This is a genomic window from Paraburkholderia sp. EB58 (assembly GCF_050436665.1).
In the GTDB taxonomy this organism is placed as follows: domain Bacteria; phylum Pseudomonadota; class Gammaproteobacteria; order Burkholderiales; family Burkholderiaceae; genus Paraburkholderia.
The window spans coordinates 53,538-74,967 of sequence record NZ_JBNDMQ010000021.1; the positions used below are offsets into that span (position 1 = coordinate 53,538).

Sequence of the window (21,430 nt, forward strand, 5' to 3'; positions counted from 1 at the left end):
GCAGCTGCCAATACCCCGTTTTGTGTGGTGCGATTCATGGTTATCGTCAACAAGGCGGCCGCTCAGTGGACCGCCTCGTCCATATGGCCCGCCATGTGCCGTCCCAGCACGGCGCGCTCCGCGCCGGCTGCCGGAGTTTCATAAACCAGCCGCCCCTCCGCCATCACCGCGATGCGGTCGGCCAGCTCCAGGAGTTCATCCAGATCCTCGCTGACGAGCAGCACGGCCGCGCCCGCATCGCGTGCCGCAATCAGACGCGCGTGAATATCCGCTACCGACGCGAAATCGAGACCGAAAACCGGGTTCGCGACGATCAGTACATCTACGGGTTGGCCCAGTTCGCGCGCCAGCACGGCACGCTGCACGTTGCCGCCGGAGAGCGTGCCGATCATCCGGTCCGGCACGGGGGGACGCACGTTGAAGTCACGGATCAACTGCGTGGCGCGCTCGCGCATCGCCTTACGATCGAGCCGCCAACCGCCGCGGCAAACCGGCGTGCGGTCGAAATCGCGCAAGGCCAGGTTTTCCGCCACACTCATGCCCGCGACGCAGGCGTTCTTGAGCGGCTCTTCAGGAATGGCGAACACGCGACGCGTGGTCATCTCTTCACGCGTCGCGTGATACGGGGCGCCTGCGATCTGCATCTCGCCTTCTACAGGACGTCGCTGGCCCACCAGCGCCTCGACCAGTTCCTTCTGTCCGTTGCCCGACACGCCTGCGAGGCCGAGGATCTCACCCGCGCGCACCGCCAGCGTCGCATTCCGCACCGCCGTGTGGCCACGGTCGTCCTGCACCGAGAGGTCCCGCAATTCGAGCCGGATCGCAGCCTCGGGATCAAGCGGTTTGCGCGCGGCACGTTCGACGCGGATTTCAGCAAGGACCGGCGCTTCCTCGCGCGAAGCTTCGGCCTGCAGGATCGAAGTGGTGCCCATCATCCAGTTCGCGAGCTGTTCGCGGTCGGTCTGCGAGACCGCCGTCGTGCCCACCTGGCGCCCTTTGCGCAAGACGGTGACGTCATCGGCATAAGCCATGACCTCGCGGAACTTGTGCGTGATCATCAGCACCGTCAGTTCGCCGCGAGTGGTGAGAGCGCGCATCAGGCCGAGTACCTCGTCCGCTTCCTGCGGCGTGAGCACCGAGGTGGGTTCGTCGAGAATCAGAAAGCGCTGGCGCAGATAGAGCTGCTTGAGAATTTCCAGCTTCTGCTTTTCTCCGGCCGCGAGTCCGGCTACCGGCGCATCGAGCGGCAAGCTGAACGGCATGCGCGTCATAAACTCCGTCAACGCCGCGCGCTCGCGCTTCCAGTCGATCCGCCACGACAAACGCCCGCGGGCCAGCAACAGGTTTTCTTCGACGGAAAGGCCCGCTGCCAGCGTGAAATGCTGATACACCATGCCAATGCCGAGCGCCTGCGCATCACGCGGCGAAGTGATCTTCACTTCACGTCCGTCCGCGGTGATCTGGCCTTCGTCGAGCAGGCCATAGCCGACGAGGCCCTTCACCAGCGTGCTTTTGCCCGCGCCGTTCTCGCCGAGCAGCGCATGGATGGTGCCAGGCGCGACCTTGATCGATACCTTGTCGAGCGCGCGAAACGAGCCGAACGATTTCGTCGCGCCCAGCACTTCGACGCCCAGTGCGTGCGTGACAGCGTCGTGCGGCTGGTTGTAGGGGGCGGGAGTCGACATGATCGGTCAGCGTCCGAGGGTAGCGAGCAGCGCGTGCGAATCGGACACGGTGCCGAATACGCCGCCCTGCATCGTGATCATATGCAGCGCCGCGTCGTGATTGCTCTTGTCGGTCGCGCCGCAGCAGTCCGCCAGCACCGTGCATTCGAAGCCGCGATCGTTCGCTTCGCGCATGGTCGTGTGGACGCAGACATCCGTGGTGATGCCCGTCAGCACCAGATTGACGGTGCCGCGCGTGCGCAGGATCAGCTCCAGATCCGTCGCGCAGAACGAGCCCTTGCCCGGCTTGTCGATGATGATCTCGCCGGGATACGGCGCGAGTTCGTCGATAATCTCCCAGCCCACTTCGCCACGCACGAGAATCTTGCCGCACGGACCGTCGTCACCGATCCCCACGCCATCGGTTCCCGCGCGGCGGCTGCGCCAACGCTTGTTGGCCGGCAGATCGGACAGATCTGGGCGGTGACCTTCACGCGTGTGAATGATCGTGAAGCCCTGTTCGCGCATCAGCGCGAGCACGTTGCTGATCGGCTCGATCGGCGCGCGCGTGAGCGACAGGTCGTAGCCCATCTTGTCGACATAGCCGCCGTGGCCGCAGAAATCCGTCTGCATATCGATGATTACCAGCGCCGTGTTGTCCGGCCGCAGATCGCCGTTGTAGGGCCACGGGTAAGGCTTCGCTTCGATGAATCGGTTCATGGTTCTTCGCTCTTCATTCAGGTTGGCATCGACATCCACGTCAGCGTGTAAGGCTGAGTTCGCCCGGCGCACCGGCCAGGGTCCGGTCGGGACGGCAATTGATGATCATGATCACAAGCGTCAGCACATAAGGCGCCGCGTTGTAGAGGTAGTAGCCGCTCGTCACGCCGATGCCCTGCAGCGCTGGCCCGAGCGCGCCGGCCGCACCGAACAGCAACGCGGCATACAGGCAGCGCAACGGCTGCCAGCGCGCGAAAATCACCAGCGCGACGGCCATCAAACCCTGGCCACTAGATAGCCCTTCGTTCCAGCTACCCGGATAGACCAGCGACAGATACGCTCCACCCACGCCCGCGAAAAAACCGCCAATGGCAGTCGCAGCAATCCGGATGCGCGTGAGTGGATAGCCCATCGCCCGCGCGGTTTCCGCGTGATCGCCGACGAGCCGCAGCGTCATGCCCCAGCGCGTGCTGCGTAGCCCCCACTGCAGCGCGAACGCCAGCACGATGCCGATCACGAACAGCGGGTTGATATGCAAGGCGTTGTGCAATTGCGGCGATACGGCCCAACTGCCGAGGTCGATCGACGGCAGCATCGGCGCTTGCGGCTGGATAAACGGCTTGCCGAGATAGAAGGCGAGGCCCGTGCCGAGCAACATCAAGGCAATGCCGAAGGCGATGTCGGAGACGCGCGGCAGCGAGCACACCAACCCATGCAGGCAACCGAACATCAAGCCCACGATGCCGGCCGCCAGCACCCCGAGCCACGGCGAACCGGTCAGATACGAGGCCGCATAGCCGCTCATCGCACCGGAGACGAGAATGCCTTCCAGCCCGAGGTTCACGCGACCGCCCTTTTCCGTCAGGCATTCGCCGAGACTCACGAACAGATACGGCGTGCTTACACGAATCGCTCCGGCCAACAAGGAGAGCAGAAGGATCACAACCGGCGAGTGCATATCAGGCATGAGTCTTCTCCAGTTGCACCGGCACTTCGGTGACGGCCAGCGCCTGCAGTTTCACGCGCCAGGCCACGATGCGGCCGCCCAAAGCCTCCCAGGCGAGCAGGTTGGCGAACAGCAGGCCCTGCAGCACGAGCGTGGTCGCGTCAGGCAGATCCAGGCGCCGCTGCAGCAGACTGCCGCTCGCTTCAATGCCACCAATCAGGACTGCGCACAATACGATGGCCAATGGGTTTTGCCGCGCGGCGAAGGCGACCAGAATGCCGCTGTACCCATAGCCCGCCAACAGCGACGCATTCGCGCTGCCCTGCACCGCGGCCACTTCGAACATCCCCGCCAGACCCGCTGCGGCGCCGCCCATCGAACAGGCCGCCAGCGCCAGCATGCCGACCGGTAAACCGACCAGGCGCGCCGCGCGATTGCTGCCGCCCACCACGCGCATGGCGAAGCCTTTGGTGCTGTGCCTGACGAACACCCACGCGGCGATACACGCCACCACGCCCCATAGCAGACCCCAATGCACCTCCAGGCCCGGCAACGAGCCGATCGTCATCGCGTCGGGCACCGGCAGCGTGGAAGGCTTGTTCAGGCTCGCCGGATCGCGCAGCGGTCCCTCCACCAGATGCTTGAACAACGCGATTGCGATATACGACATCAGCAGGCTGCTGATCGTCTCGTTGACGCCGCGCCATTGCCGCAACGCGCCGATCGCACCAATCCAGATGCCGCCCGCGAGCATGCCGGCCACGGCCATCAGCGGCGTGGCAATGAGCCACGGCGTGCCCGCCGGCAAGCACTGCGGCACCACCGCGGCAGCCAGCCCGCCGAGTGCGAGCGCGCCTTCGCCGCCAATCACAATCAGGCCGACCTGGGCCGGCAGCGCCACGCACAACGCCGTCAACATCAGCGGGGACGCGCGCAGCAAAGTGCTTTGCCACGCAAACGACGAGCCGAACGCACCCTGAAAGATGAGCCCGATCGCATCGAGCGCCGGCGCGCCCTGCAGCAGCAGGAACAGCCAGAAAAGCAACAGCGTGCCTACCAGCGCACACACGGTAGGCAACGCTGGCAGCGCGCCAAGCATCAGCCGGGCAGAACTCGCATTAGGACGCATGGCCGCTCCTTGAAAAACCTTCGGACTGCGAACGCATCAGATCTGGCCCACCACACCCGAGACCAGGTAGTTCATGCTTTCGAGCGTGTAGTCGGTCTGGATGTGAGTGGTGCCGTCCGCGACCACCACGCCACCCTTGTTGTCCTTGATCGGCCCTTTGAAGATCACGAATTCGCCCGACATCATTTTTGCTTTCACGCCGTCCGCGTTCTGGCGCGCGTCAGGCGTCACCTTCGCGCCATAGGCCGACATCTTCACGAAGCCTTCCTTCAGGCCGCCGCGCAGCACGTTCGGTTGCGGCTTGCCGGTTTGCGCGCCTGCCACTAGCTCCTTGTACGGCGTGGCCCAGTCCCATTCCGCGCCGGTCAGATAACCTTTGGGCGCGAGCGCGGCCTGGCTCGCGTGGTAACCGCAGCTCATCGCGCCGCGCTTCTCGGCGGTTTCGATTACGACCTTCGGCCCATCGACGTGACAGGTCAGTACATCGCAGCCCTGATCGACCAGGCTGTTGGCCGATTCCGCTTCCTTGACCGGCATCGACCAGTCGCCCGTGAAAATCACGTGCGTGGTGATCGAAGGATCGACCGACTGCGCGCCGAGCGTGAAGGCGTTGATGTTGCGCAGCACCTGCGGAATGGGTTTCGCGGCAACGAAGCCAAGCTTCTTGCTCTTGCTCATATGCCCGGCGACCACGCCGTTCAGGTACTGGCATTCGTCGATATAGCCGAAATAGCTGGTGATATTCGACGGGTTGCCCTGCTTCCACAGGCCACCGCAGTGCGCGAAGCGCACGTTCGGATATTTGGCGGCCATTTTCAGCACATGCGGATCGAAGTAACCAAACGAGGTCGCAAAGATCAGGGTCGCGCCGTCCTGCTCGATCATCGCTTCCATCGACTTCTGCACCGCGATGGTCTCCGGCACGTTCTCTTCTTCGACCACCTTGACGTTGGGCAGCGTCTTGATCACGTTGGCGGCCTGGGCTTGGGCCTGGTTATACCCATAATCGCCGCGCGCGCCGACGTAGATCACCCCGACGGTCAGTTTGCTGGCAGCGAATACCGATTCGAATGGCAGCACCGCACCGAGCGTCAGCAGGCTGGCATTCTTAAGAAAGTGGCGACGATTGCTCATGGCGTATCCGGTCTCGTGTGGTTGACGTTAGGAAGAAATAGCAGCGGAGTTGGGTGCGGCCAGGCTTGCGAGGTAGGCAAGCCAACCGCCGAAGTGCGTAATGTCGAGTGCGCCTGCTGACGCCGCGATGGCCGCGGGTTCGCAGATAAAGCCCTTGACGCTGAGGCCATTGGCGAGGCGCACCGTGCCGATGCCAAGCGGTGCCGGCACTTGCGCGACGAGTGCGCCGAAGAGGCGCAGCGGCACTTGCCAGAGCTCGACCGCGATCGGCCTGTTGGGTGCTGTGGCGTCGTTTTGATGATCTGGCATCCTAACCAGTGCCGGCTTGGGCGGTGTCGTGCCGGCGAGTGCAAACAACCGATAGTCGGGCGTGGTCTGAGTGGCTTCGATGAAACGCGCCCCCGCCTCGAGCAGTTGCCCATTCAACGGCTGGCCGCGCAGATGCGCGCCGACCACGGCGAGCGTGATCGACGGTTCATCCGTCGGCAACGGGCGCTGTTGCAGGTCGGGCGCGTGCACGTCATCGAAGAAAAGCGCCTGGATCTGGGCGCCCATCACGGCCAGCCGATGGTCCGCGCCCGCCGGCGCGATCAGCGTGACGCCGGCCGGCAGGCCGTCGCTGCGCCGTACACCCGGCACCGCGAGGGCGCACAGGTCGAGCAGGTTGACGAAGTTCGTGTAGTAGCCAAGCTGGCTGTTAAGCTCGACCGGATTGGCCTTGACGGCCGCGATGGTCGGATGCGTCGGCGTGGTGGGCACGATCAACACGTCGATGTTTTCGAACACCGCCTCTGCCTCGCGCTTGAGCTCGGCGAGCCGGTATTGCGCAGTGAAGGTGTCGACCGCGCTGTACTGATCGGCCTTCTCGATCACACCGCCCACTACCGGGTCGATCGCGTCGCGATGCGTGGCGAAGAAGTCGCCCACCGCGGCGCGGCGTTCGGCGACCCACGGGCCGTCGTAGAGCAGCGCGGAGACCTGGGTGAACGGCGTGAGGTCGATCGGCGCCGGTTTGGGTGCAAGATGCTCGCGCAGTGTGACGAGCGTCGTGTGGAAAGCGTCGGCGGCGAGTGTGTCGCCGTAGAACTCGGCACGGGCCGGCACGCCGATACGCAACGGCCCTGCGCTCAAACCAAGTGGCGGGACCTGGCGCGAGAAGCTATCCAGCGGGTCGAAGCCGGCCAACTGACTCAGTACTGCCCAGGCGTCGGCCACATCGTGCGCGAAAATCGATACGCAATCGAGGCTCTGGCAGGCCGGCACCACACCACGCTTGCTGACCAGCCCAACTGAAGGCTTCAGGCCCACGAGCTCATTGAAGCCCGCTGGAACACGCCCTGAACCGGCGGTATCCGTTCCCAGCGAAAACGCCACGCAGCCTGCCGCAACGGCGACCGCCGAGCCTGAACTGGAGCCGCCCGAGACCCGTTCGGGAAACTCGACCTGGCGCACGGCGCCATAAGGCGAGCGCACGCCGACGAGGCCGGTCGCGAACTGATCCAGATTGGTCTTGCCGATCAGAATGGCGCCCGCGTCGAGCAGGCGCTGCACGACGAACGCCGACTCCGCCGGCGTGTAGGCGAACGCGGGACACGCGGCCGTGGTGGGCATGCCCGCTACGTCGATGTTGTCCTTCACCGCGAACGGCACGCCGAACAGCGGCGCGCGCTCGAACAGCGCCGCGCCCGCTTCGGCCTGCAGGGCTTCGAGTTGCGCGGCACGGGCGTAGAGATCTTCGGCGCTGACGCGATGGATCCAGACTTCGGGGCGATCGACGGCGTCGATGCGCTGCAGCGTTTCTTCGACGTATTGGGTCGGCGTGAGCGCGCCCGACGCATAGCGCGCGGCGAGCTTGCTAATCGAACAAGCGGTGCGGTTGGTACCAGTCTTAGTCATGAGTTCAATCTTGAATACAAGTTTGAACTCACATAGCAGATCTTATGCCAATTGAACGATCGTGCGCGTGTTTGAAGGCGCAGACGCTTATGCAGCGGGCATCTGCGGCGCATAGGCCTGTGCGGGCGGCGACGCGCGGTGGCGGTTTTCACTGGCCAGGCGACGGCCTATGTTTGTGCGTCATTCCCCAGAACAGGGCGAGCGTGAACCGCTACGGAACGTCCGGTGGTTATCGTCTGAGGATTCGTTCTGGGCCTCCGGCCCCAGAACAGGTCGCTGGACTGACTCGCGCTGCGGCCTCCCAGGCAAGAGTGCGCGAGTCTGGTACGCACGCGCCGAGGAAGCCGGTCGGATACGTCGTTGGGCCGACGCTGCAGCGCGCGGCGCTTGCCGCGAGCCATCTTCTGCGACCGGCCGCAGCTAACGTAGTCAGCCCTGCTCCGCGCTCGCCGCCACACGTGCCGCCAGTTTGGCGTCGTAGCTCGAATGCACATGCACGCGTTTCTGCTCCGGATACGCGTACGTATAGGCCTTGCGCAACGCCAGCGACGCCTCATGGAAGCCGGACAGAATCAGCTTCTGCTTGTTCGGATAGTTGGCGATATCGCCCACCGCAAAGATGCCGGGTCGCGAGCTTTCATAGTTCGAGGTATCGACGTCGATGCGCCCGGCGTGCAGGCTCAAGCCCCAGTTCGCGATGGGCCCAAGGTCCGCGACGAGTCCATACAGTGCGACGACATGTTCCGCCTCAATCTGTGTGGCGCCGCCCACCTGGCGGATCTCGAGCGATTCGAGCTTGCCTTCGGGCGCATGCAACCCGGCTATCGCGCCGACCATGAACGTCATCTCCCCTGCTTCAACCGCGCGCCGCATCTTCTCGACGCTCGAATCCACCGCACTGAAGCCATTGCGCCGATGCACCAGCGTCAGCTTGCCCGCAACCGTTCGCAGGGCGAGCGCCCAGTCGAGTGCGGAATCTCCGCCGCCTGCGACCACCACGGTCTTGCCGGCGAAATCGTCGAGATTGCGCACGCTGTAATGCACATGACGCCCTTCCAGCGGCACGGCCTCTTCCAGCGCGAGCCGCTGCGGGGCAAACGCGCCATTGCCGGCGGCGAGCAGGATGGCCGCCGCATCGAACTCGAGGCCCTCGCGTGTTTTCACCGTCCAGCGGCCGTCAACGCGCTGCTCGACCGTGTCGACCCGCTGGCCGAGGTGAATCGGCACATCGAAGGGCCGGCATTGCTCCAGCAGCCGCTCGACCAGTTCACGTGCGGTGCACGAGGGAATGGCGGGGATATCGTAGATGGGCTTGTCCGGGTACAGCTCGATGCATTGGCCACCCACCTCCCCGAGCGCGTCGACGATCTGGCACGACAGGCCTATCACGCCAGCCTCAAACGCGGCGAACAGTCCAACGGGACCCGCGCCGACGATCAGGACGTCGGTGCGGATCGGTAGCGTCGAGGTATGCGGTGCAAGTGGTACCTGTAGTGCCTGAGGTGCATCTGACGACGGAGCAGCTTCGGAAGTCATTCGGTGTCCCTGGTGTTGAGCATGCCTAGGCGCACATCAGCATCCATATGCGCCTATCAGCCCACCCACCATACAGACTCAACCGCATCCCGGCAACGAAGACACCACGAGCGGTGTGGACAGCGCCGCCTGCACCGCTCGCTGCACTTAGAATAGATGCATGATGCCGACGTACGCACCAGTCTGCGATTCGCCTTGCAGCGGGCTCGTGCTGCCCGTGCCTTCGCGCGGATTGGCGAGTAGCGAGAAGTTGGCCGTCTTGCTGTTGTCCACGTAGGCGACCGTGCCGTACAGGAAGGTCCGTTTGGTGAAGTTGTACGTCGTGCTGAGCGTGTACATCGCCGCGTGACCGGACGGATCGTGCTGAGCATCGCCGCCGCCATCGCCCACGTCCACGTAGAAGCCCGCTGCCGTCATCGCCCACGCCGTATTCAGGTTGTACGTCGCCCCCAGCCAGTAGTAATTGGCGCTGTCTGCGAGACCGACCGGCGTATCCGGCGCTGCGAAGTGGGTATAGCCCCCCTGAATCTTGATCGAGTCGAAGTGCACGTTCGCGCCGACGAAGTACTCGCGCGAGCTCGTGAAAATATTCGTCATCTGGCCGTTGTTGTCGCGCAGTTCATCATAGATGCCGCGCAAGTCGAGCAGCGTCGAGTGATACGAGAGCATCACGCCGTCCGAGCGGCCGAATTCGCCCGGTGCGCCGTTGTTGAAGCCGTTCGCCTGGTTGCCGAATGCATATTGGGTCTGCACATCGAAACCTGCGAACACCGGGCTGTGATACTCAATGTTGTTGCTGGTCTGCTGCCAGTTGCGGCCGCGCACGAGCGAGGCGGTCGAAAACGCCTGCTGGACCATCGGGTCGAATTCCCAGACACCGTCGCTGTCGATGAACAGGTTGCGGCCCGCCTGCAGCGTGCCCCACTCATCGCTCTTCAGGCCGGCGAACGCACGACGAGAAAACAGCCGGCCGCCGCTCGTCGTGCCGTTCTGAATCTGCAACCCCGTTTCCAACGTGAAGATGGCGTTGAGCCCGCCACCCAGATCCTCATTGCCCTTGAAACCCAGCATGCTGGTGCCCCAGTCGCCCCCTTCCGCGCTCCAGCTACTGGCGGTGACGCCGTTGCCAGTGGTGACGTGATTCACATACTGGACGCCGCCATCGATCCGGCCATACAGGATGACGCTGCTTTGTGCATGCGCCAGAGGGCTTGCCACCAGCAAGGTGGCTATCAATTGATTCCGTAGTCTCATTTGTTTTGCCCTATGCCGCCCGATCAAGGCTTGAATTATTCGGATTGCTTGAATGCTGTGAAGCAGCGACCTCAGACCGCTTCCTTTATAGCAGCGGGAAACGGCTCGAACTATAGGTGAATGAGCTATGACAGTATATTTCGTTTGGTGCAAATGTCATTTGCCTCTCACGATCTCGACGCACGTGCCGCGATGATGCGTGGCGCATGCGCCGACTTGCCTGCGCCGCGTGACGTGTCCGCGATAAGATAGGCGCTTGCTCCCAGCCGACATGGCTGAACCTGATGGCACGCTCCGATGAACGCCCCTGAATTGACCGAACTCGAACACCTTGGCCTGTACCTGCGCAACACCGATACCGGCACCGAATGGTGGCGTGTCACCGTCGCGGATAGACCACAAACCTATCGCCTCGAACACGGTATTGAACAGGCACAAGGCAACGCGTCCGTCGATATCGATCTGGTGGTGGACGCGGAGAACCTGCGCGCGAAGCTGAAGAAATGGCATCGCGAAGGTTTTGTGTTCGAGGCACGCGGCGCGGCGCCCGAAGCCGATGCGCGGCAGCGCGCTGCGTTTATGCCTGCGTTGCAACGTGCGGCAGCGGCGCGGCGCAACGCGGGGCGCGCGGGATTCGAGGCCCACGCGAGTTCCGGTCCGGGCTCGGGCCCGACCTCTGCCTCGCACGAGGGCCGCTTGAACGCCGTGGGCGAACCAGGCAGTGCGAACGCAACGAATGCTGCGGCTACAACAGGTCACTCGGTCCGTATCGGCGAAATCGAGGTGCCTTGCGGCGCGCCCGGCCCATTGGTGCCGCGCGTCAATCCGGCTTACCTGTTCTCGGAGCGCTTTAACGACATCGTCGAAGATATCGTCGAGAACAAACGCGTCATGCTGATCGGGCATACGGGTGCGGGCAAGACCAGTCTGATCGAACAGGTCGCCGCGCGTGCGCAGCATGGCGTGGTGCGCTCGAACATGAACGGCCAGACGACGGTAGGCGACTTCGTCGGCTTCTGGACCGTCAAGGGCGGCGAAACGCTCTGGGTGGACGGCGTCCTGCCCACCGCGATGCGCGAGGGGCTCTGGTTGATCGTCGATGAAATCGACTTCGCCGAGCCATCGATTCTCGCGGCCCTCACCGCGGTGCTCGAACCGCACGGGCGGCTCACCTTGAAGGAAAAAGGCAACGAGGTTGTCGAGCCGCATCCCGCGTTTCGCCTGTTCGCCACTGCGAATGCGGTCGGTGCTATGAGCCAGTTCCGCCATCTGTACCAGGGCGCGAATCTGATGAACGAAGCGTTTCTCGACCGCTGGCGTGTCTATCTGCTCGACTATCTGTCGCCAGCTGAGGAAACCGACGTGTTGGTGCGAACGCTCGCCCCATACATGACGCATCCACTCGCCGCCACGCTTGCAGCGATCGCCGCCGATTGCCGTGCCGCGTTCGCGCGCGAGGATCTGTCGAGCGCGTTCTCCACCCGTCGGCTACTCGACTGGGCCGAGTTGATGCTGCGCACCGGCAATCCCGAGCGCGCGGCTGGCCCCGCCATCTACGCCAAGGTCAGCCCCGAAGACGCCACGCTGATCCGCGGCATCATTCGCCATCACATCGCCCCCGCCGGGTGAGCGCGATGCACACGGCGCGCGACGCCCGGGGGTTCGAGTTCGAGTCCGCGCTCAGCAAGATTGCGCGCGTCCTCACGGGGCAATACGGCGTGACGGTCGTTTTTAGTCCTGATGGACCGCGAGTCGAGCGCGGGCGCATCGTGATTCCGGACTACGAAGTGCGCGACAGCCTCTCGACCGATGTGCTGGTCGGCTATCTCGACCTGCTGGTCGCACGAGCCAAACATTCCACGCTTGCCCAACTCGAAGCCCTGCCGCAAGGTGTGGCGACTAATCTCGCCCAGGTCATCGAAGACCGGCGCGTGTGCGCGCGGTTGCTCGAGGAATATCCGGGCGCACGCTGGTTTATCGGCAAGCTCAGAGCGCATGCCGCGGTGCGCACGCAGCAAAGCTGGAATCGTCTGCGCTGGCGCGACCGTTTCATTTGGCGTGTGGAGCGTGCGCTGTGGGACGAGCCCGTCATCGGCGCAGAAGCGAGTCAGTCGCTCTCCGCAGCGTTGGTGGCCACACAGGATCTGATCGAACGGGCTAGCCGCAGCCGTTCCACGGCGGACAGCATCTCAGCGGCGCAGGAGATTCTCGCGCGGGTCCGGGCGCTGTCAGCGGGAGAGGTCAACAACATGATGTTCTCCGTGGGCACCGCCGAGGACATCGATACCGAGCCGCTGCGCTCGTCATTCGATTCGTTCGAAAGCGACGGTACCCGCGCGAGCGAAGAGAGCGCGGCGCCCTCTGACCCGAGCGGCGCCGCCGAAGCGCTGAACGGGGCCGGCATGGGTCACGCGCTGGCCGATGCTCAGCCGTCCGCGGGACGTGCCGACAGCACGGCGCAAACGCTGCGCGCGTCAGAGCGGATGGTGATGTCGATTCCGCTCGCTACCGAGTTCGACGTCGTCAACGACCAGACCGGTCTCGGCGACGCCGTCGCATGGCGCGAACTGCGCAACGAAGCGCGTGCGGAAACCGCCCAGCTCAAGGAAAAACTCGAACGCGCCCTAAGCGCGGACGAGCGCACGCGCTGGCGGCGCGAGCAGGAACGCGGCGAAATCGACCGGCCGTCGCTGGCCAAACTCGCCACCTCGCCCGGCTATCGCACGCCGTTCAAAGTCAAGCGCGCGACCAAAGGGCGCGACGTCGCCGTCACCTTGCTGATCGACCGCAGCGGTTCGATGGCTGGCCGCAAGATCGAACTGGCGCGGCTATGTGCGGCTGCGTTGGGCGATGCGCTGACGCAGTTGGGCTTCGACTGCGAAGTGCTCGGCTACAGTTCGATCGAGTCGGCGCAGATGAAGCTACTCTACGAGCGGCAACGGGCGGCCGGGGTGGATCTGCGCCGCTACAACCGCCTCGTCGAACGGCTCGATCTGCAGATCTACAAACGCTTCGGCTCGGCGGAGTTGAGCGGCCTCACCGGCATCGACTGCGGGCATGAAAACCCGGATGGCGAGGCGCTCGCCTGGGCGGCGACGCGGCTCGCGGATCACGCTGCCGAGCGGCGCATCCTGATGGTGTTCTCGGACGGCTATCCGGCCACCGGCGACGGCGACCCGCTCGTGTTACGCAGCGACCTGCGTCAACGGGTGGCCGCGATCCAGAAGACCGGCATCGAACTGGTGGGCGTGGGTGTGCTGACCGATGCCGTGGAAGCTTTCTATCCGCACAACGTCGTGGTGAGCCGGCTGGCCGAACTGCCGTCGACGGTGTTTTCCGTGCTGAGTTCGATGCTGTTGAAGCGTTAGCGCGCCGCGGCGCGCGGCAGCGCAACATTTCGGATCCCTTACGCTTTCCCCACGGTGTCCCGCGCCTGCGGGCCATCGTCCTGCGTCCCGCGTCGCCACTACCAAGGGTTTCACTCTAGCTATCCGCAGCCCCATGATGCCGATAAAGAGCAAGAGGGCCACGTGCACATGGCCCCACGCAATGAACAAGCACCTCACGGAGTGTGGATGCGCAAGCTCGGATTCAAACAAAAGCTCTGGCTGCCGCTGCTGGTCAGCCTGACCGCCCTGCTGCTGGTGTCGGTATCGGCGGCTTACCTGTCCTACGAAACGCGGATTGAAGAGCGCAAGAACGATCTGGTCAACGTGGCGCATATCGGTTTGTCCATTGTCGAGGAGTACGCCGCACTTGCACGGGCCGGCACTCTCACCGACCAACAGGCCCGCCAGCAGGCGCTCGCCAGGCTGCGCGATATCCGTTATGGTGAGGATGGCTACTTTCTCGTCATCAACTCGCAGCCGCGGATGGTGATGCATCCCATCAAGCCCGCCATGGACGGCAAGGACCTGAGGGACGCAGCCGACGCCGACGGCCGCCACCATTACGTCACCTTCGCTTCAACTGCTCAGGCGCCGCAAGGCGGCTTCGTCGACTATGTGTTTCCGCGGCCGCACGTCACGCCGGCCAGGGCGGTCGACAAGCTCGGCTACGTGGTGCGTTATGCACCGTGGGACTGGATCATCGCAACCGGCGCGTATGTGGACGATATCGATGCCGCGTTCCACACCTCGCTTTACGCGGCGGCCGGCGTGTTCCTCGTGCTGGCGGTGCTGCTTGCGCTGCTCGTGGCGTTCACCAACCGCAGCATCGAGCGCACGATAGGTGGCGATCCGCGCTATGCCGCCGAGGTCACCGAGGCAATTGCGTCCGGGAACCTCGCCATTGCCATCCGCACCCGCAGGAACGATACCGACAGCCTGATGCAGACGATCCGCCGCATGCGCGATGCGTTGCGGCGCACGATCAGCGAGATTCGCGGCATCGCCGACAACGTCGCTGTCACCGCGCGCGAAATTGCCAACGGCAACGCCGATCTGTCTGCGCGCACTGAAAGCCAGGCCGCTGCGTTGCAGCAAACGGCGTCGAGCCTCGAGCAGATGACGTCGATGGTGCATCAGACCGCGGAAAACGCCCGCAGCGCAAGCGAGCTCGCGACCAACGCCGCACAGATCACTGACCGAGGCGGCGCGATGGTCGTGGACGTCGTCGCGACGATGCGCGACATCTCAGGCGAGTCGCAGAAGATGGTGGACATCATTGCGGTGATCGAAGGCATCGCCTTCCAGACCAATATCCTCGCGCTGAACGCCGCCGTCGAAGCGGCGCGCGCCGGTGAAGAAGGCCGCGGCTTCGCGGTGGTGGCGAGTGAAGTGCGCAACCTGGCGCAGCGCAGCGCGGCTGCCGCCAAAGAGATTCGCGGCCTGATCCACAACGCGGTGGGCAAAGTCGGCGCGGGCGCCGAACTGGTGGAAAAAACCGGTGCGGCGATTCAGGAAGCGCAAAGCGCGATGGCCCGTGTGACCAGCATCGTGCAGGAGATCGCCTCGGCAGTGGCCCAGCAGAGCGCAGGCATCGAGCAGATCAACGTGGCCGTGACGCAGATGGACAACGTCACGCAGCAGAATGCCGCCCTCGTCGAACAGGCGGCCGCGGCGGCGCAGTCGTTCGACGACCAGGCGCGCCAGTTGCAAGCGGCGGTGGCCGCGTTCAACGTGGGCGAGCTCTCGGCACCGGCAAATCATGCCGCTCACCGGCAAGGCATGCGCCCAATCCGATTGCACACGGCCAGTTGAAGATCCCCACACCCGTTGCGGCTTTATCGCGCTGTATCCTCTGACCATACTGCCTGCACGACCTGCCGGTACGCACCACGATGCGCTGCTGACCTTCTACGCAGGCGGTCCCGCCGTACGCAATGCACTGGTGTTGCTAAAGGAGGTCTTCGACGACGACACGGCGCGCCGCCACGCCGTCAGCCCAGATGCGGATTGAACGGGTACTGTTCGATCTCGCCGCCGCGCGCGACCACTGCCGTGCTCTCCGGAATCTCCTTCCACCAGCCGGGCAGATCCACCAGCGGCTCCGACAGGACGAGGAAGGCATCGTCGCCGGCCGCCGTGATACGGGAATCGTGCGGATACAACTCGTGCAACTGGTGGAACGACGAACTGTGGAATAGCGAACGCGACTCGCGCTCGCTCGAGTAGCGCACGGAGATGATCTGCTCGCCGTCTGTCGCACACACCGTCATGTTCAGCGGCTGCTCGATGCCATTTTTGCGGCCGGTGGCCTCGACGAAGGCCACCATCCGCTCCAGTGCGGTAACCGGTGTGAGTTCCAGACCGAAGGTCAGCGCGAGAAAGAACAGCACCTCGGAATCGGTTGAGCCTTCGATGGACGCAAACAGTTCGGGCTTGATCGCCAGCATCAGTTCGCGTCGGACCAACGGGTATTTGCGCACGAGGCCGTTATGGACGAACAGCCAGCGCCCATAGCGAAACGGGTGGCAGTTGGTTTCCTGGGCGGGGGTGTCGGTGGCCGCGCGAATGTGCGCGACAAACATCGGCGAGTGAATGGCGCGGGCCGCTTCGCGCAGATTGCGGTCGCTCCACGCGGGCTGCATGCAGCGGTAGCGAAATGGGATGTCGGTAGGAAGTCCGTACCAGCCGATGCCGAAGCCATCCCCATTGGTAGTGGTCTGGCCGAGGCGTGAATGCAGGCTTTGATCGATCAACGAGTGTTTGGCGCGAAACAGCACCGTCTCGAGCTGGACGGGGTTTCCGGTGTAAGCCAACCAGCGGCACATGAGATACCTCCTGTTAGCGCAAGCGTGGCCAAGCGATCTGCGCCTGCGCGTCCTCTAGCCGATTTTTTCGCATCCTATCATTGGCAGTTGACGATGACATTGCAGGCGGCCAACCCGCTTACTTAGGCGGCAACTGCGCAATCGGAATCAGGAACTCGGAGAAACCGGTCAGTATGATCTGCACGCCAATGCACAGCAGCAGAAACGACGATACCCGCATTGCGACCTTGGTCCCTTCCACGCCCAGGTAGCGGGCAAAAATCACAGCGCGGCTATACGTGATATAGACCACCACCGCCACGATGAGCGAAATCGCGACCGAAGCGATGCTCGACAGCACGAACTCCGACAGCTTGTGGGTCCGGTTGGCATTCAGCGCAATGGCCGTGGCCACCGAGCCGGGGCCGGTGGTCAACGGAACGGTAAGCGGGAAGAACGCCCTGGAGGTCGCATTTTCCGCATCGACCCGCTTGACGGGGGTGTCGGCAGGCGGCGTATCGGGCGCATTGAGCATGTTCCAGCCGCTCACAGCGACGGCGAGGCCGCCGCCAATGCGCAGCGCCTCCATGGAAATGCCGAAGAAATGCAGCACGGGTGTGCCAAAAAAGAATGCGACGAGCAGCACGCACAGCACGTTGATGGCGACCTTGCGCGCGAGCGCCGTGCGTTCTTCAGTGGTAAGCGATGCAGTCCGGTCCAGAAAGACGAAGGCGATGCCGAACGGATTGATGATGCTGATCAACCCGACAAACCCAAACAGAATATCCGCGATCAGACTTTCCACCATGTTTTGCGATCCGCGTCGATCGACGGCTGATGGGTTCCCGCTGGGACGCGATGAGCCGTCGGTTGTTGTCTGGCTGGACGGGGGCCTGCGCCCCACCCAGATGGATCCACCGTTGCCGCGCGGGCGGCACCCGTTGCTGCGGATACCCGTGGCCCCAGGATTCTCGCACGTCGAATCATATCGCGGCGCGGCATTTGTACGACACCCTCCGCGCAGCGAGTTTGTGGCGCAATGCAACATTGCGTAGCGGTTCAGCGAAGCGGGCGGGGATCGCGCTGCGCGGATGTACGGTCCACAACGGTCAACCTGCCTACATCTTTTTGACGACCTTTACGGAGCGGACCTATCTGTCATAAAGTCGGGACGGAAGACCAGGCTTCACCAGACGCACCCACCCGTTCGAGGAGTCGCTCCACATGTTCCTTCGCTTTCTCGCCGTGCTGCCGTTCATCGGGATTCTGCTCGGCATTCCGTTCGTCAACCGCGTCGAGCCGCTGGTGCTGGGCATGCCGTTCGTACTCGCCTGGATCGTGCTGTGGGTGATCCTGATTTCGGTCATCATGGCGGTCATTTACCGGCTCGACCCCACCAACCGTCAGACCGCCGTCGATACCGAAGAGGCCCGATCATGAGCAGTGCTCTCGTTATCATCGCCGCCGTCACGGTATTCGCACTGTACCTCGGGCTGCGAGCCAAGCGCGGTCACGACATGAGTCTCGAACAATGGACCGTCGGCGGCCGCAGCTTCGGCACCGCGTTCGTGTTCCTGCTGATGGCGGGCGAGATCTACACCACTTTCACCTTTCTGGGCGGCAGCGGTTTCGCCTACGGCAAGGGTGCGCCGGTCTATTACATCCTCGCGTATGGGTCGCTCGCCTACATCCTGTCGTACTGGATGCTGCCGCCCATCTGGCGCTTCGCGAAAGCCCAGCGGCTGGTCTCGCAGCCGCACTTCTTCACGCGCAAATACGATAGCCCGGCGCTCGGCGTGCTGGTTGCGCTGGTCGGCGTGGCCGCGCTGATTCCGTATCTGGTGCTGCAACTGAAGGGACTCGGCATCATTGTCGCGACCACTTCGTATGGCGCGATTTCGTCAACCTCGGCGGTCTGGATCGGCGCCGCGGTGGTGACATGCTACGTGATCGTCTCGGGCGTGCGGGGCTCGGCGTGGAACTCGGTCGTCAAGGACACCTTGATTCTGGCGGTCGTGCTGTTTCTCGGCATCTATTTACCGATCCATTACTACGGTGGACTCGGTGACATGTTCCGTACCATCGACGCGGCGAAACCCGGCTTCCTCACCTTCCCCGCCAAGGGTTCGAGCGTGGCCTGGTTCCAGTCGACCGTGCTGCTGACCGCGCTCGGGTTCTTCATGTGGCCGCATACGTTCGGCTCGATCTTCACGGCGAAGGACGAACGCATTTTCCGCCGCAACGCGATGGTGCTGCCGCTCTATCAGTTGATCCTGTTGTTCGTGTTCTTCGTCGGTTTTGCGGCCGTGCTGAAAGTGCCGGGCCTGAAAGGCGGCGATATCGATTTGTCGCTGTTCAGGTTGTCGCTGCAGACCTTCGATCCGTGGTTTGTCGGCGTGATCGGCGGCGCCGGCGTGCTGACCGCGCTGGTGCCAGGTTCCATGATCCTCAACACGGCCTCCACCCTGCTCGCTAACGACGTCTACCGCGGCATGCTAAAGCGCGACGCAACCGACGCGACCGTCACGAAACTGGCACGCATGCTGGTGCCGGTCGTGGCGCTGGTGGCCGTGGCCTTCACGCTGCATGGCGGCGAGACGATCGTTGCACTGCTGCTGATGGGCTACAGCTTCGTCACGCAGCTTTTCCCGGCCATGGTGTGCAGTCTCGCGCCACGTAACCGGGCAACCAAACAGGGGGCGTTCTGCGGCATTCTGGCCGGCGTCGCCGTGGTGGCTGTGACGACGCTGATGCACCTCAGCATGGGCCAGTTGTTTCCGTTCCTGCCGGATGCTGCCAAGGACGTGAATATCGGTTTCGTCGCGCTGGCCTTGAATATCATCGTGTTCGTGGTCGTAAGTGCGGTCACCCAGCCGCGCTCGAGCGAACAACCTCACGCGCAGACGCACGTGCATTGAGAAGCGGGCGGGGCCATCGTTGGCCCCTGCCCCGTCTAGCTGCCGGCTTTCGCGTATAGCGTCGAATCCGCAAACCCTTCCGCAGCCAGCACACGCCCCACCAGAATGAGCGCGGTTCTTTCGATCTGGGTTGTCTGCACCTTGGCGACGATATCGGCCAGCGTGCCGGTGACCTTCTCCTCATCCGGCCAGCTTGCCCGATAGATCACCGCAATCGGGCAATCGTCGCCGTAGTGCGGCCGCAGTTCATCGACGATCCGAGCCAGATGCCGCACGCCGAGATGAATCGCCATCGTCGCACGATGGCACGCCAGATCGCCTAATTGCTCGCCTTCCGGCATGGTCGTCTTGCTGGCGAAACGCGTGAGGATCAGGGTCTGCGACACATCAGGCAAAGTCAGCTCGCAACCGAGCACTGCTGCGCATGCGGCCGTCGCGGTCACGCCGGGCACGATTTCATAGGGAATCTGCAATTCCCGCAGGCGGCGGATCTGCTCGCCGATGGCGCCGTATAAGGACGGGTCGCCCGAATGCACCCGCGCTACGTCTTTGCCGTTGTCATGGGCCTCTTTCAGGAGTGCGATGATTTCGTCCAGATCGAGCTCCGCCGTATTCACGATCTGCTCGGCGGCATGCCCTTCCAGCACGGCAGCCGGCACCAGCGAGCCGGCGTACAGAATGACCGGACAACTGCGCACGAGGCGCTGCCCCTTCACCGTGATGAGCTCCGGGTCGCCTGGACCCGCTCCGATAAAAAACACCGTCATGCTTACTCCGTGATTCGATAGTTCGATGCGCGTGCCTTGCCATTCGTCATGGCAACGCGCGCTGGAAACCGTCAGGGTATTAACCTTCGCAGTACGTCCACCAGATCGGTGGGACGCGTGAACTCGCGCTCGACTGAGGGCAAGTCCGGGCGCCGCAGCATGATCACTGGCAAGCCGCGCTCGCGTGCGACTTCGAGCTTCGCGTCGGTGGCGCTGCCGCCGCTGTTCTTGCTGATCACGACGTCGATCTGGCTCGCGCTGAACAAGGCGCGTTCGCCCTCGGTGGTGAAAGGCCCGCGTGCGTCAATGATGCTAGCCTGTGCGTTGCCCGGGTGAGCGTCGAGGCAGCGCACGGTCCAGTACTGATGCGCAGGGATTTCGTCGAGATGCGCGAGGGCTTCACGACCGAGCGTGAAGAGCGGACGCGAGAATGGTTCCATTGCCCCGATCAACTCGGTCCAGGTGTCGACCATGCGCCAATCATCGCCCTTCTGCGGCTGCCAGGCTGGGCGGCGCAATGCCCAGCACGGGACGTCCGCAGCGCGGCTAGCTGCGAAGGCGTTTGCACTGATCTGCGCGGCATAAGGATGTGTGGCGTCAACCAACAACCCGATGCACTCGTCGCACAGGTAGCGGGCGAGTCCTTCAGCGCCACCGAAGCCGCCGACACGCACGGCACAGGCAAGATCGGACGGCACCTTGCCGAGTCCGGCGAGGCTGTAGACGTGCACAGGTCCGAGTTGACGCGCGATCTGCAACGCGTCGCCGGTGCCGCCGAGTAGGAGAATGCGGGTCATGTTGCTTCAGATCGCGCAGGAAATGTGTTCGTGCCAGTCAGTGAAATTGAGTGCGGCGGCCACGCGACCAACGCTTCGATCGGGTTCGCGTACCTTGGTCACCAAACAGTTTTTACGTGCGCGTACGCTCGAATCTTTTGATCCTTCGTCACCAATGGTGCGGCCAGCTTGCGCGCGGTTGCCACGATCATTCTATCGGCAGGATCCTTGTGGAACACACCCGGCAGACTTACGGACTTCGTTGCAATCTCTGCGTCAATCGGGACAATGCGGACGGACTCTATAGCAGAGACGGACGCGAGCCAGCTACCCACGTCCATCGACAAAACAAGCTTTTCGCATTCGACAGGCATGGCGATTTCCCAAGCCGAAATCGCCGAGACGATGATTTCACCGCCGGCCAACTCGCGGTCAGTAACGTTCTTCGCCTTTCTACTCAGCGTTGGGTCGCCAGACACCGATCATACCAGCGCATG

At 63.6% G+C, this 21,430-nt stretch carries 18 protein-coding genes; 5 read left to right on the forward strand and 13 right to left on the reverse strand.

Annotated elements, in window-relative coordinates; all coding sequences use genetic code 11:
• Positions 1 to 62: 62 nt before the first annotated feature.
• The 8 genes from P3T40_RS27205 to P3T40_RS27240 all read right to left on the reverse strand — a co-directional run bounded on the left by P3T40_RS27205 (position 63) and on the right by P3T40_RS27240 (position 10,279).
• The gene (locus P3T40_RS27205) at positions 63 to 1,685 is read right to left on the reverse strand and encodes an ABC transporter ATP-binding protein (protein ID WP_429270805.1); all 1,623 of its coding nucleotides are present in this window, start codon (positions 1,683 to 1,685) and stop codon (positions 63 to 65) included.
• A gap of 6 nt (positions 1,686 to 1,691) precedes the next feature.
• Complete coding sequence (biuH, locus tag P3T40_RS27210) at positions 1,692 to 2,384, reverse strand: biuret amidohydrolase (RefSeq protein WP_429270806.1); 693 nt, start codon at positions 2,382 to 2,384, stop codon at positions 1,692 to 1,694.
• A 40-nt stretch (positions 2,385 to 2,424) separates the two neighbouring features.
• Entirely contained in the window at positions 2,425 to 3,351 is a 927-nt protein-coding gene (locus P3T40_RS27215) for an ABC transporter permease (protein WP_429270807.1), read from the reverse strand.
• Positions 3,344 to 4,459: an ABC transporter permease gene (locus tag P3T40_RS27220; protein ID WP_429270808.1), complete on the reverse strand. Its 1,116-nt coding sequence runs from the start codon at positions 4,457 to 4,459 to the stop codon at positions 3,344 to 3,346. The genes P3T40_RS27215 and P3T40_RS27220 overlap by 8 nt, the downstream gene beginning before the upstream one ends.
• Before the next feature lie 36 nt (positions 4,460 to 4,495).
• Positions 4,496 to 5,593, reverse strand: coding sequence for a BMP family ABC transporter substrate-binding protein (locus P3T40_RS27225; RefSeq protein WP_429270809.1), 1,098 nt, complete (start codon positions 5,591 to 5,593; stop codon positions 4,496 to 4,498).
• A gap of 27 nt (positions 5,594 to 5,620) precedes the next feature.
• The gene (gene atzF / locus P3T40_RS27230; RefSeq protein WP_429270810.1) at positions 5,621 to 7,489 is read right to left on the reverse strand and encodes an allophanate hydrolase; all 1,869 of its coding nucleotides are present in this window, start codon (positions 7,487 to 7,489) and stop codon (positions 5,621 to 5,623) included.
• Between the two features lie 429 nt (positions 7,490 to 7,918).
• A complete protein-coding gene (locus P3T40_RS27235; RefSeq protein WP_429270811.1) occupies positions 7,919 to 9,025 on the reverse strand; it encodes an FAD-dependent oxidoreductase in 1,107 nt (368 codons plus the stop codon).
• Positions 9,026 to 9,172: 147 nt separating this feature from the next.
• Positions 9,173 to 10,279 carry a porin gene (locus P3T40_RS27240; protein WP_429270812.1) on the reverse strand — a complete coding sequence of 369 codons (1,107 nt, stop codon included), beginning with the start codon at positions 10,277 to 10,279 and terminating at the stop codon, positions 9,173 to 9,175.
• Positions 10,280 to 10,576: 297 nt separating this feature from the next.
• Between P3T40_RS27240 and P3T40_RS27245 the strand changes: the two genes are divergently transcribed.
• The 3 genes from P3T40_RS27245 to P3T40_RS27255 all read left to right on the forward strand — a co-directional run bounded on the left by P3T40_RS27245 (position 10,577) and on the right by P3T40_RS27255 (position 15,480).
• On the forward strand, positions 10,577 to 11,908 hold the full coding sequence (locus P3T40_RS27245) for an AAA family ATPase (RefSeq protein WP_429270813.1): 1,332 nt from the start codon (positions 10,577 to 10,579) through the stop codon (positions 11,906 to 11,908).
• 5 nt (positions 11,909 to 11,913) lie between these two features.
• Positions 11,914 to 13,647, forward strand: a complete 1,734-nt coding sequence (locus P3T40_RS27250) for a cobaltochelatase CobT-related protein (protein WP_429270814.1) — start codon at positions 11,914 to 11,916, stop codon at positions 13,645 to 13,647.
• Between the two features lie 207 nt (positions 13,648 to 13,854).
• A complete protein-coding gene (locus tag P3T40_RS27255) occupies positions 13,855 to 15,480 on the forward strand; it encodes a methyl-accepting chemotaxis protein (protein WP_429270815.1) in 1,626 nt (541 codons plus the stop codon).
• 179 nt (positions 15,481 to 15,659) lie between these two features.
• On the opposite strand, the gene P3T40_RS27260 is transcribed toward P3T40_RS27255, so the two are convergent.
• Positions 15,660 to 16,493, reverse strand: a complete 834-nt coding sequence (locus P3T40_RS27260) for a class II glutamine amidotransferase (RefSeq protein ID WP_429270816.1) — start codon at positions 16,491 to 16,493, stop codon at positions 15,660 to 15,662.
• A gap of 118 nt (positions 16,494 to 16,611) precedes the next feature.
• A complete protein-coding gene (locus tag P3T40_RS27265; protein WP_429270817.1) occupies positions 16,612 to 17,280 on the reverse strand; it encodes a MarC family protein in 669 nt (222 codons plus the stop codon).
• A 416-nt stretch (positions 17,281 to 17,696) separates the two neighbouring features.
• Between P3T40_RS27265 and P3T40_RS27270 the strand changes: the two genes are divergently transcribed.
• Both P3T40_RS27270 and P3T40_RS27275 read left to right on the forward strand, forming a co-directional pair.
• A complete protein-coding gene (locus P3T40_RS27270) occupies positions 17,697 to 17,912 on the forward strand; it encodes a DUF3311 domain-containing protein (RefSeq protein ID WP_429270818.1) in 216 nt (71 codons plus the stop codon).
• Positions 17,909 to 19,390 (forward strand): sodium:solute symporter family protein, encoded by a 1,482-nt coding sequence (locus tag P3T40_RS27275; protein ID WP_429270819.1) that lies wholly within the window; start codon positions 17,909 to 17,911, stop codon positions 19,388 to 19,390. Before P3T40_RS27270 ends, P3T40_RS27275 begins: the two co-directional genes overlap by 4 nt.
• A 35-nt stretch (positions 19,391 to 19,425) precedes the next feature.
• On the opposite strand, the gene cobM is transcribed toward P3T40_RS27275, so the two are convergent.
• The 3 genes from cobM to P3T40_RS27290 form a co-directional block, all read right to left on the reverse strand.
• Entirely contained in the window at positions 19,426 to 20,157 is a 732-nt protein-coding gene (cobM, locus tag P3T40_RS27280) for a precorrin-4 C(11)-methyltransferase (protein WP_429270820.1), read from the reverse strand.
• A 71-nt stretch (positions 20,158 to 20,228) separates the two neighbouring features.
• A complete protein-coding gene (locus P3T40_RS27285) occupies positions 20,229 to 20,954 on the reverse strand; it encodes a cobalt-precorrin-6A reductase (RefSeq protein ID WP_429270821.1) in 726 nt (241 codons plus the stop codon).
• A gap of 98 nt (positions 20,955 to 21,052) precedes the next feature.
• On the reverse strand, positions 21,053 to 21,412 hold the full coding sequence (locus P3T40_RS27290) for a type II toxin-antitoxin system VapC family toxin (RefSeq protein WP_429270822.1): 360 nt from the start codon (positions 21,410 to 21,412) through the stop codon (positions 21,053 to 21,055).
• Between the last annotated feature and the right edge of the window lie 18 nt (positions 21,413 to 21,430).